At 66.8% G+C, this 13322-nt stretch carries 2 protein-coding genes (1 of these 2 running past the window's edge); both read right to left on the bottom strand.

Features of this window, described 5'->3' with window-relative positions; translation table 11 throughout:
• Nucleotides 1–11598 carry the 5' portion of a sigma-70 family RNA polymerase sigma factor gene (locus tag ACWDMM_RS20355; protein WP_449938858.1) on the bottom strand. The gene continues 14004 nt to the left of window position 1, outside the view, so 11598 of the gene's 25602 nt are visible here — the first part of the coding sequence; it begins with the start codon at nucleotides 11596–11598; its stop codon lies off the left edge, out of view.
• The gene (locus tag ACWDMM_RS20350) at nucleotides 11598–13322 is read right to left on the bottom strand and encodes a WXG100 family type VII secretion target (RefSeq protein WP_357106916.1); all 1725 of its coding nucleotides are present in this window, start codon (nucleotides 13320–13322) and stop codon (nucleotides 11598–11600) included. Before ACWDMM_RS20350 ends, ACWDMM_RS20355 begins: the two co-directional genes overlap by 1 nt.

Below are 13322 nucleotides of genomic sequence, written 5' to 3'. Positions count from 1 at the left end.
GAAGATATCCTCGAGAGAAGCTGAGTCCCGAGCCGGGAGGCCCCAGAATCGGCGGGCTATGGCGTAACTCGTCGCGTACTCCGCGATTCTGTGGGGGTCCGGTCGCGGCTGCGAAACCAGTTCCACCGCGCCGTGAACGGCTCGACGGACGTGCAGCAAGCTCGCGTAAATCGGCATATTGGGTGGTCTGAGGCGCGACGGCACGTAATCACCGGCCCCGCGGTGGTTCAGCCACGCCCAATCCAACGCCGGATCCCCGATCAAGGCTCCCGCCCAACCTGTTATCGCCGCGATCCGGCCGCGATCGATCCGGATGTGCTCTCTGCCGAGACTCCCGTGCAGCACCTCGAACCGCGCCGGGATCATGAAGATCGCGCTCTCGAGTACCGCGGCCAACGGGTCTCGGCCGGGGATCTCCAGGTCGGTGAACATCTCGGCCCAACCCGCTTGCCGATATCGCGAGAATTGATCGGTCCACTCATCGGCGAGAAACCGCAGGAATCCCTCTGTGTCCCGATCCTCCGGGAATCCGGGAAGCCACTGTCGCAGCGGTTCCACCGGTACTTCGCCCAGCGCTCGCCGCAGCCCTTCGATACTGCGCAGCACCATGGCGCGCAGCCGATCGAACTGGAAATCGGACACGACGGCGCCCGGCGGCCGCTGCTCGATGAGCGCTGGCGTCGAAGAATCCAGCACCCGGCCATCCGGGAGCCGGACGTCCGTCAGCAGGTGCAGAACCTTGCGGAACCGCTGGACGTGGGGCGGCATCATCTGCCACAGCCGATGCTCCGGAAAGAGCGGTCCGCCATCGGCCGCGGACGCATCCGGGATACGCACGATGAAATCACCGACCGTTGGATTTCCACTGCGGACCGCGGCTTCGAACAGTACGTGGGCCTCGTATCGAGTCATCCGGTATCCCGAGTCGCCACCCATATACCGGTACTGGTCCGCAGGGCCGACGACGCGAAGCGGCGGTGCGACTCCTTCGCGCTGTACGAAGGTCACCCCCTGCCGGTCCGCGGCTTCCAGAACGCGACGCTTGGTCTCCGGTGCGAAACCTCCCGCACCGCGCAGCACCTTCTCGGCAGTACTCTGACTGACCCCTGCCTCGCGGGCGACATCGCTCGTGGTGGCCGTCTGGAGCAGGCCTCGGCTCGTATAACTCTCGCGCAGCTCCGCGGGAACCTTCTGAGCCAGGAATTGGGCCACACGGTACACCCGCATGTAGATCGTCTTCGGCTTGATGCCTTGCGCGGCGGCCATTTCGTTGACAGTCCGTCGTTGTATGAAGAACTGCTCGAATGTGTTCTGGTAGAGCGGATCGAGTCCCCGCACATAAGGCGCCAGCACAGCCGTGTCGTGCCGTTGCGCGGCCCGCGTGAGCATCACCGCCTCGTGGTCGGTGAGCAACACACCACCGGTGAGCAACGTGGCCAAGGCCGGGACGATCTCCTGGTGCAAGGTGGCCTTGAGTCTTCTGGGCGAAGTGTCCAGCGCCTTCGCCGCTTTTCCAGGTGGCGCAGTGCGCAGCAGCAGGAGAGCGGCGATCTCGCGCTGTCGCTCGGGAAGCATGGGGATATGCCGCTCGAGTTCGGCCGGGTCCGCCTCCTGGACGGTCCGCCATTGCTGCTGGCGCTCGGCACTCCGTCCACCCGCGACCACACCGAGTTCTCCGGCGACCACCTCGACCACGCGCTGCGCGGCCCTGCGCTCCAATTTCCGAACCGTTCGTGAGCCCCAAGAGGACGGCATCGATTCGGCGATCTGCGTCGCCGACTTGCCCTGCTCGAACCGCCAGACGAGGACCTTCCGATGGTCGGGCGGCAATTGGCGCACAGCACGCAGTACCGTCGCGCGATCGGCTTTCGCCAGCAGTCCGCCGCGCGGACCCGATGCGGTGTTTCGCGAGCCCACGTACGAGGCCCATATCCCGTCCCGCAGCCGTTCGTATCTTTGCTGCTCGACCAGAACATTCCGCGCGATGACTCCGAGCCACTGCTTGATGTCCTGTCCTTCACGCAGCTGCCCGATCCTCGCGGCAGCACGAGCGAATACCTCGTCGGTCAATCCCTCGGCCGCCGCTCGATCGCCATCCACTCTGGCCGCCATCCACTGGACGATCGGCTCCGCCAAGTCTGCCCGTAGCCGGTCGAACGCGACGCTGTCGCCATTCCGAGCCGCGCGTACCAGCGCAGGCGAGTCGGGCACTCGCCGGCCGGAGTCGTTCGGGGCCGTCGGCGATCCGGTGGTCCGAACGACTGTCCCGTCCGGCGTTCGATCCGGTTCGCCGCCCCGTCCCGGCTTCTTGAACGCCCACGCCTTCGGGTCCACCTTGTCACCGAAGGCGTTCATCATGCCGGGATCGGTCCGCCGCGCGCCGTTGCGATCCGGACGGTGGACATCGAGTGCGTCATCCGGCCGGACCGGACCGTTTGCGGGCGCAGCGGTGGGCGGCTGGGGAATACGGGCGCCGGGTGCCCTGGTCTGTTGCCAAGGTGTCGGGCCCGGTTTGCTCGTCGCACCGGATTCAGCGGCGCTCGGCGGGCGATCCGAGTTGTCCGATGGGCGCTGGCTCGACGGCCCGCGCGGGTTGCCGGAGTAATCGGAGGCCATCGACCAGGGGATGCCTGCCTCGGCCAGGGCTGTCTCCAGTCGGTCGTCCGGCGGCTCCCGATGGAAAACCACATGGTCGATGTCGGCGATCGTGACACCACCGTGGATCTGGGCTTCGATGTAACTGTTGCGAAGGAACCTTTCGCCCGCATAGTCGCGGTCGATGCCTTCGAGTCCGAAATAGGCGAGTTCGCCATGGTGGCTCGGCGTAGCAGCGAATGATTCGGGCTGGGGATCGGTGACGCTGCTCGGAATGGCCTTCACGCCCCATGGACTGCCGACGCTCGCCGTAGTCCTCGACGCGACAGCGGATTTCAGTACGACGTCCACGCCGCCGTACTCGTCTGCCACTTCGCCCTCGTGCTCCCACGAGCCACGGGTCGTACGGACGCGTGCGTACACCGGCCGCGATTCCGCCGCGAGATCGAGCGCGTATCCGAACAGTTCCCGTTCGAGCTCTGCCCTGCGCTCCAACTGCACTCGGCCGATCACGCTTCGGGCCGCGGTCTCGAAGACGGTCTTGAATCTCCGGCTGTCGATGACCTTGTGCAGCGTCATGGCTCTGACCCGAATGACGATGTCGCCACTGAACGCACGCCGCAGCTCCGCTGTCATCAGCGCGCGCAGCTCATCGGCCGTGATTCCCAACTCCTGGGCCAACGCCGCGGCCCTGCGCTCGTTGCCGACGTAACGCTCGGCGTAAGCACGCTCTCCGTCGTCGGGAATGAGTCGTTGCGCCTCGGCTCGCAGTTCCCGCGCCCGCGGATCGCCGGCTTGCTCGGCATCGAGAATCCGCTGCCACAGCTCCATCGCTTCGTCGCTCGGCCTGCGGAACTCCGGCACTCGACTGTCGACAGTCGGCCGGCCGTCCACATCGTGCGTGATTTCGGGCTGCTCGGTCGTCCCAGTCCCAACCCCTCGTGCCGTGACCGGGATAGGGGTGCCGTGGACCGCCCTGAGACCGGCCATGCTGAAATCCGGCCCCGATTCGTCGAACTCGAACCAGGTAGCGGTTTCACCGTCGGATTGCCCGTACCGGTGCGTCATCAGATGGAGTTTGCTCAGGGTGTATATCTTCGCGAAATCCGGGATTTGCACCGATGGTTCACCGTCCGAGCCGGTTATTTCTACGCGCATGATCCGGCGGCCCGGAGTCCCGGTCTTCGCGGCCGTGATTTCCGCACCGTCGGTCAACCCGGTATACATCGCTGCCAGGTCCAAGGTCAGCTTGATGAACGAACGAGCATGGTCGTCGTTGGCCCAGTCGTCCACGAAGGCTCGTACGTCACCCTCCAAGATCTGGCCGGACAACGCATTCCGCTGACTTCTGTGCGGTACGGTCAGGTGAATTTCGGTGGTCTCTTCGGCGTGTCCTTGCGGTGGCTCATGTGGTCTGTACTGCCAGTCGAACTCCGGCTCCGGGGCCGGGGTGAATTGTGCGATGTACGCATCTTGTTGTGACGCGGTCAGTCGTACCGCGGGGCCCCACCCGACGATCTCCCGATCGGCATCGGGCAGCCAGAAACTATCGGTGTTGCCGAGGTGAAGCAAGAAATCGGATCCCCACCGTGGGAACTTCCCGCCGGCACGCCGGAATTCCTGTAGATCAGCGATAAACGTTTGATCTTGGAGATCCAAACGCTCCACGATGCCGTTGATGGGACCGTCTTGGCCGGTGTCCCCACCCCAGATCGAGATGGATTTCGTCGTGAAACCGGCTTCCCTCAGGCGGGCATGTAACGGCATCCCGGATGTTCCGGTAGTTCGCTGCCATATTTCCTGGTCCTCGGTGATGTGATCCATCCCGATCTGGACCGCGATAATCGCATCGGGGTCTTCCGCCACGATCTGGGAAATTGTCTTGGTGATGTGCGACTCGCGAATATCCCGCAACGGCGATCCGTGTTCCGAACCGGGAATCCTGACGTCGAACGGTACGATTTTTATTCCTTGGGCCGACATCGCCCACACGAGACCGAGGTATCCGTCCCGGGCCGGACCGAGTTCGACGCCGGAAAGGTCCATCGGTATACCGGCGTTCACCGCATCGATGGCCGGATGTGGCGGCGCCTCGATGCCGAAGTGCGTGACACCGGCACGGCGCAGCGCTGCAGCCTGCCGCTCGAGGAACACTCGTCCGGATATGTTGCTGTGATCTTCACCGAGCAGGAGGATCTGCGTATCTCGCGTCAGCGCCTGCCAGTCCACCGGTTGCCTCTGCTGCACCGCATGCCCGAGAAGCCTCGACGCCTCGGGAAGATCCGCCAAGAGATCATCGATCGCTACGGGACCCGGTACATCGTCTCCGATCTCATCTCCCTGGTCCGCGAAGGGCAGCGATTCGGCGGATTGCGCGACCGACTCGGCGTCGCCGACCGGGCTATCAGGTTGCGTCCACCCGGGTTGAGCAGGTGGATCGGACGCATGCTCGTCCTCGGCCGCGCCCGGCGTCGGCGGTACGGCATGGCCGTAGGGACGGGCCAGCGGGTCGTTCTCGTCGTGGTGGAAGACGCGGGGGTCGGGGCCGGCTACGCGCCCGAACCGTCGGTTCCGGGCGGGCAGGCCGAACGGATCGACGTCCTGGAAGGAGACTGTCGGGCCTGGGGTCTGTTCGCTGCCACCAGACCGCTTGGGCTGGTCGGGAGCGTCGGCGCGGGAGGTGTTCTCGTCGTTGTTCGCGTCCTGCTCGGCCGCGGCCCGATCGGCGGCCACGGGAAGTGCCGTCCGCAGCCTTTCCATGGCCGCCGCCATGAGCTGCTGAGCCTTGGTCAGTGGGATGCCCAGACGTTCACTCACCTGAGCGAGCGACAATTCCGCGTCATCGAGAAACTGTAGTCGCAGTATTTCCTGTGCGAGATCTCCTTCGGGAAGTTCGGAGAGAGAATCCCATGCCTCCGTCAGTCTCTCGGTAGTGAAGGATAATTCAGCCGGTTCGGAGTCGGTGTCCTGTGCCGGTTCCTGCGCGGGGATCGCGACATCGTATTGATCGCTCTTCGAATCCGCTCGGGTCGGTGCGTCCAGTCGTGTCGGTCGCCCCGCCAGCGCTCGTGCGCTGGTGACTTCGGCCGTTGCTATCCCCAATACTTCCGCTACCTCGGAATCAGCAGGGTATCGCGCGGTTTCGCGGTACTGTTCGTCCCGGTATCTGTCTATCTTGCCGAGCAGGTTGCGGGTATCTCTGTCGGTGATGCCGGGATAGCGGTAGTCATAGAGCGTGTCCAGCATCGCGTGGCGCGCATGGGATGCGGCGAACGAAGCAAAATTCCCGGTGAGTGGAACGAAGTTCGTAACAGCTTGCAGAATGGCGATGTTGGCGATTTGAATGAGATCTTCGCGTTGCTGGTCCGGAATGCGCCAGTAACGTGTCGCTATCGGCGCGACCCAGGCGTAGCGTTCGATGATCCGATTTCGGACCGACTCCTCTTCTGCCGAGCCGACCGGGGTGGCTATCAGCTCCCAAAAAAGGGCCTCGTCGGTTTCGTCGATTGGCTCGACGCCCGGTCGAGCGTAATAGAGCCGCAGGGCCGAGACCAGCGTATCGTTCGGCATCTCCAACGTGTCCCTGAGCTCTCGAAGGAACCGCAGACCCGGTCTGCTCCTGCTCTCCGCGTAGACCAGACCTCGCTTACTCCTGCCGACCCGCTCCGCGAACTGCTCCTGGGTCATTCGCTGATGCAGTCGCAGCGCCTTCATCCACTCGTGCACCGTTCGGTAGTCGGCCGGATCGGGAAAGGTTTCGCCCGCGGGATTCATGCGGTAGCTGTATCCCCACGCTTCGGCCAAATCGTTCCACGGGCCCGCACGATGCAGCACACGGTCATAGGCGGCGAGCATTTCGAGTTCTTCGGAGCGTGCCGTCTCGCCGGCCTCGTGTGAGCGTATCGTTTCCGCCGTGTATCCGAGGATGCGCGCCGCGTCCGCAGGCTGAAGATTATTCAGGCTTCGGAAGATCTTCAGATACTCGCCGAATGACCTGGCGACCCCCGGATTCGGAAAGACCGGTGCTTCTCTGGGCAGGTACGAGAAGGTCTCGGTGATCTCGTCCACGGTAACGCCGTAGGTATATCGCAGCTTCTCCAGCATGGCGGTGATCATTTTCTTCGCGGGTGAGCGTGTGCCCCGCTCCCAGACTTCGACAGTGCTCTTGGACTTTCCGAGCAGCTGAGCCATCTGTGCTTGCGTCAAACCGTTCGACTCGCGAAGGAACCGAATATATTCGCCGATCCGCGCATAACCTTCCGGAAATATCTTCTTCCCCCAGCGCGACAGCAGACCCGGATAGTGCGCGGCCACGTCCGTGTAGATGGTGTGTCCCTCGGGAAGTATTCGGCGCAGCAACGCCCGGACGTGTGCTGTTTCCAGGTCCGTTTCGCCCAGCTCTGCCGCCTGCCACGTGCCCGGCGTCGCGCCGACGAGCTCATCGAGTTCTCCCGGCGACAAACCCGAATATCGGCGAACCGCGGACAGCCATGCCGTGGTGTCGGCACCTTCCGGCCGGGGGATCGGTACTGCCTGTGCCGACGCATCGTTGCTCGCCGGACGTTCGGCAGAGTCGGTAGTGCTCCGTACCTCGGGTGCGGGCACGTTCTCGCTCGCCTCGGCCGAGTGCACCGAGTTCTGCGGTTCGAACGCCTGCCGACGTTGCTCGAGTTCGGTGATGATCGCGTCGACGAATTCACCGAGTGGCAGCATCCGGTCGTTGCGCCCGGTCAGGTCCAGCTGACTCAGTCCACTGCGGAAATCCTGGTCCCAGAAAGGGTAGATATCGAGCTCGACCACAGAGTCGCCGGAACGGTACACAGTAGGCTCGGCCATGACGTTGCGAAGCGACGCGTGCAGCCGCCCGCGGTTGATTCGCGCCCGATGGCGCAATCCGCGGTCGATACCATCTTGTGCGACGTCCGCCGGGATACCGAGATGGTTGAGCGGAGCGAGGGCTCTGGCGATCTTGGGGATATCGCGATACCGCACCGCGATGGCCAGCTGGCCGGGAACGTTCAAGCGCAGGTGGCGGACCGGTTCTATGGCATCGGCCAGCCATTGCGGCAGCTCGTGAGCTTCCCGCACTTCGAAGCTGGAATCCCCGACCGTGACGCGTAGCAGGCGTTCACCGGGATCACCACTTTCCTCCAGCGCTACCCGGACAGAACCGTCGTCGCTGTTCTCCAGTGTGATCATCACATGCTCAGCGAGTTCCAGTCCCGCGTCATCGATCTTGTCGGCAGGCCAGTCGAACAGCTGGTCACTCAACTGATCCCAGGCTTGTGAGCCCGCGCGCATCCGCGCCGCCTCGGCCCTCGGGTCAGGCCCTTGCGCACGCACCACGAACTCGATCGCGGTGGGCTGGTCTCGGGTAGGCGTCGTGTCGACGGCTGACGCGGGAGTCTCCGCAATGCCCGCGGTCTCGGCATTGTCGGGTGATGGTGACGCCGGGTCGTCACCGCGCGGCCCATGCAGCTCGAACCAGGTCGATTTGCCGTTCTCGTGCACCGTGGCCCCGTGGGCGTCCGACAGCATGGCGACGAACTCGCCGCCGCGCCCGCGCTCGGCGTCCCAGTCCGGCATGCCGGTCCGCTCCGGGACGACTTCGCTGTCGTCGGTGACCGTGAATCGGGTTTTGCGGGTGTCGTCGGTATCGGTCGCCGTGGCTATGACCGCGACCTTGCCTTGGGTCCACCGCAGCGAATTCGCCACCACCTCGGAGAGCAGCAGTTCCGCGGTGTCGATCTGGTCTTCGCTGAGCCAGGGCAGCTTCTGTGGCAGCGACCGCACCCATCGCCGGGTTCCGGCGGCACCGCGGACCCGCTCACCTTCCTCGCCGATCGCGCCGATCGCTTCGCTGTCCTCGCGGACGACGAACTCCTCGCGCACCAGGGGTGCTGATGGCTGGGGCCGCTTGCGTGGCTTCGGCCGCGGGACCGGTTTCGGTGTCGGCGTCGGCACCGGGGGCTCCGGCGTCGGCTGTGGGGGCGGAGGCGGGGGCGGTTGTTGTTTGCGGGGGCGCTTGCGCTGTTCCGGTTCCTCTGGATCGGCACCCATTCGGGTGACCAGGCGCTTGGGCTCCGTCTTCTTCGGTGGTGGGGCGGGTAGCAGGGGTGGGACGCCGCCTATGGCCGGAAGGCGGCTGGGGTCCTCGCTGTATTCGAGGGAGTGTGGATTCAGTTGAGGGGCCGCGGGTTTTTGGGGAGCGCCGGGGGCATCGGGGCTCGGTTCGGTCGCGTACCGGCTCGGCATCGTGAGTGAGTCGGGCGTCTTTCCCAGTCCGGCGTCCAAGCCGGTTTCCGGTGCGGCGAGATGGCGATCCGACAGGGGATTGGTGATGTCCGGAGCGCGCGAAGAGGTGGGGCCAGAGGTGTTCTCCGGGTCGTCGGGGTTCTGGAAGGCGCGGCCCAAGTCGACGGAATCGTTGGGCAGGGGTGTCAGGGCGGGTGTGCGCGGTATGACAGGGATGGCGTCGGCGGGTGGTTCGTCCTCCAACGGGTAGGAGACGCCGGGGATGGTTATGTAATCTCCGGACGGCTTCTTCTGGACGTTGTGGTCCCGGGGGTCTTGTTGGACGCTGTACTCCCTGGGGTCTTTCTGGACGTTGTGTTCGCGGGGGTCGTCCACGACGGTTCCCGGTGGTGTGGGGAACTCCTCCGGATCGGCGGCGGGTTCGTCGTCGGCGTCCGGCTGCGCGGTCGCGGCGGTGGGGGTCGTCGGGGTCGCGGACGAAGTCGGTGTGCTCGCGTGGGCGGCGGGGCTGTGGGCGTCGGGTGCGGCGCCGGCCAGCGGTGCCGTGTGTGGGCCGGTGCTCCGCGAGCCGCTCGGCGGTGTGTGGCCAAGCGGTGGCCTCGGTTCGCCGGTGGGCGAGGCGCCGCTCGTAGTCGTCGGTGCGGCCGATTGCGGCGGGTTCGATGGGGCGACGGGGTTTCGCGGCCCCGGCGTCGCGTGTCCTGTCGCTGCGGGGTCGGTCCGTGGGCTCGGAGAACCCGCGTGTGCGACGGGGTTTGGCGGCTCCGGTGTGGCGGAGAAGGGCCCCGACGGTGCGGGGTCGGCCGTCGGGCTCGGCGCACCAGCCTGTGGGACGGCATCGTGCCCGTCGGTCCCGCTAGTTATGGGTGGCGCATCGGCAACCGATTGCGCGTGCCCGGCGACGTCGTCCGTTCCAGCGGGCGACGGTGTGGTGTCCGCCCCTTGAAGCGGCGCTTCCACCGATGACGCGGTGGCATCCGCACTCGACGGCGGGGTGTTCTGCGCCAGTTCCGCTTCCAGTCTGGCGATCTCCGCGTCGAAATCGATGTGGTGCAGCGGTTGTCCGTCTTGGGTGGTCGCCCCCTCCTCGAGCGTTCCACCGACCGGTCGGGGTCCCGCCGCGTCCTGGGCGGGATTGCCTGCCATCTGCTCCGGCGCGAGCAAGTACATCTCTCCGGCAGGTCCGTGTTCGATCATGAACGGACTCGTGTACGAACTGCTGCCGTCGTCGAAAAGGACTTCGGGGCCGAGCGCGGGAGTGTCCGGTTGGGTGAGGGTCCCATCGGCGATCAGATCGACCCGCTGGTCCGGACGTACCTGAGGATCGCTGATCTGGAACTGACGGCTCGGCATGGGCGTGACCGAACCGCCTTCGGGGTGGGCTGCCACGGCGACCGGAGTGCGCGCGATCGCGGTATCGCGCCACGCGGGCGGTGCGCCGCCGTGCCCGGACGACGACGGCGAAGAGGGCGACGACCCGCCAGAGGGGTGGTCGGGCGCGCTCCCGAATGTCGTTCCGCCGGTGCCGTCCGACAGGGGTCCGGGATCCTCGCCCGCCATGATCCGGGCGATGGCGTCATCGACCATATTGCGGACGATTTCGTCGCCCGCGGCCATCATCTCCGGCGACAGATCGTCGGGCGGGTCCATCGACCCGTCTCCGGACTCGGCGCGCCGCGCCGGCGGCGCGTCCACCTCGCTGGTGGTGGACGTTGGCTCGGGCGCCGCCGTACGAAGCTGCGGCGGCCGGCCATCCCCTGGCGCGGAAATCCTGGCCGGCGGCGCGGCGTCGGGCGGCAGGCTCGAATCGAGGGCGGGCACCGGTTCGCTCAGGTTCGTGTTCGCACCGGCCCGTCCGGCTCGCACGGACGCCCCGACCGACCCGACCAGGCCCGAACCGAACCCGGTCCACACCATGGTCGCCAAGTCCTTGCCGCGCAGTTCACCCCCCGTGAGACCCCAGGCGGTGAGCCCGCCCGCCAGGCCGCCGGCCATACCGCCGACGCCGCCTGCCGCCACGGTGCCGAGCACACGCCCGCCCGCTTTGATCGCGAAGGGCGCGACGCGACGACCGACCTCGACACCGACCAGACCGCCCGCGGCGCCTGCCGCCGCTCCGATCCCGACCTTCTGCCAATCGATCTTCTCTCGGTGGCCTTGGGCCATCTGGACACGTTGCGCCACATAGGGAACGCCGCCGCCGATCGCGGTTCCGAAGAACACGCCCTTGGTGGCCAGCATCAAACGCGGATGTTCGGCGACGAACCGCGCTGCCTTCCCCAGTATCGCCACCACCAGGTCGCGGCGGGCGAGTTCCATCCCCACCCTGGCCTCGGCGCGATCGGAGATCGCCTTGACGATGCTGCCGGGCGGCGGCATCGCCATATCGATGATCACCTGGGCCAGCAGCGCCGCGGCGATGCCGACGATGACGTACTGCTCGTACTCGATGGCCGTGGCGTTGTCGTACAACTGCCGGGCCATGGCGTTGTTGAACTCGATCTGCGCCTGGATCTGGTCGAGGACTTTGCGGTACTGCTTCTGCATCTCCGCGCCGGCCTCGCCCTCGACCGCCTTGTCCAACCGCTCCAACGCCGCCTGCAGCCGATGCCGCACCGGTGCCAGCGCGTTCGCCGCGTCCGACCACGCGTCGCCGTCGCGGCGCATCCCCTCCGGATCTCCCTCCGGAAAGTGCCCCAGCACCATGTCGGTCAGCCAGCCGGGGAAAGAGTCCGGAATCTGCACCATCAGGCGCTCGATTGTCCGCGGGCGTGCTCGATCGCCAATCGGTGCAGCACTTTCGCGGGCCCGCAGGCGCTCTCGCCGCGCAGTTCGACTTCGGTGAAGGCTTCGACCACGGCCGCGCGGGGATCGAAGCGGTCACCGGGGAAGCAGGCGCGGACCAGTTGGGCGCGCCACTCCCGATAACCGCGCACGATCGCAGCCAAAGTTTCGCCGCGGTCCCACGGGCCGCTGATGCGCCGGTACTCCATCAGCAACGATCGTTGCGCCGACTGCCGCACGTGGGCACCGGCCGCCACTTCCAGTATCCGGCCGAGGTCGCGCACGATCGTGGCATACATCGGCTGCTCCGCGGGCCCGGCCACACGTTCGCCCGACCGAACCGCGGCCTCGACCTTTTCCGCGAGCAGTGCCGGATTCCCCACCGCGACCCGGTCGAGCAGGATCCACCCACCGGTGACCGCATCAGCTGTGTCGTCGGACGCGCGACCCGGCGCCACGCGCGAGACCGTGCCGTCCCGCAGGTCGGTGATCTCGATACCGCCCAGCTTTATGAACGGATATTTGCCGAGGATTCCGTCGACGGCCGCGGCGATCTCATCGACCGTACGTCTCGACACGCCGGAGTCTTCGAATCCGGCGATCCGGAGGCCATGGCGTGCGGCCAGCGCGCGTGCGGCGGCCACGGCGTCGGGATCGGTCCGCACGTGGGAGCGTTTCGCCTCCGCCGGCGCGGGTTTCGGCTTGCCCGCCTTGTGGCTCTTGCCCGGCCCGACCGGTTTCCCCGCGTCGGGCCGAGGCTCCTTGCGGCGCGGCGGAAAGACTTGACCCGGTGCTCGACCGCCGTCGTTTCGCGACCAGGGCGTGCCGGGCGCGTTTCGCATCCACGGCGATTCGGTGGGTGGCCTCGTCCATCGGGTCTCCGGCGACCGCTGGACGGCCGCCGGTCCGGACGCGCCGGGTTTGGGTGCCGCCGCGGGCGACGGTTCGGTGGCGGTAGGCGTGGCGGTGGCCGGTGACGACGGGGTACGCCCGGTCGGCGCGGCGTCCCGGGCGGTCGGCGTGGCACGGTCCTGGACAGCAGGAGTCGAGCCGGGGTCGGCGGCCGGCTGTCCGGACGCGCCGGCCGGGCCGTAGTCACCCGGGTTCATCGAGCCGGGCCCGTACGGGTCGCCGGTCGGTTGATAGCCGGGTTGCGCGGTTCCCCGCGCGGTGGTGGGGTCACTCGCCGCAGCGCTGGGGTCGGCGGCCTGAGCGGTGGGCCTGGAGGGGACCGTCGGTTCGTCTGCGGAAGTTGGCGCGGTGGCGGCGGGAGCGGGATTCGGTCTGCCGGCTTCGGGTGTGGAGGGGGCTGGCGACGGCGCCGGATCTCGCGGCTGGTCGTACGGCGCGTTGCCGACCGGGGTGGAGTGGAACGGATCCTGTTTGCGGAGCTGGGAGCCGATGTTCCGGTCTTGGTCCAGCATGACCTCGCCGGTGTCGGCGACGCTGCTGCTCATCCCGTGCAGATTGTGGACCAGGTTCTCGAAGCCGGTGATGCCCTTGTCGGCGGCGGGCTCGTAGCTGTCGCCGAAGGCCCGGCCCGGCTCGTCGTCGCCCCAGCAGTTGCCCTCGGCGGCGAGTCTTTCCTTCAGGCGGGCGAGTTCCTCCTGCGCGGTGTCGGCGATGGCGGCGAGTTCCGGGGTCAGCGCTCGCAGCAGGTCGGTGTCCACCCGCAACGCTTGACCCAT

This window comes from Nocardia sp. NPDC003726, from assembly GCF_053586955.1.
The sequence above is the reverse complement of the archived record's forward strand: the minus strand, read 5'-3'. Positions and strand labels throughout refer to the sequence as shown.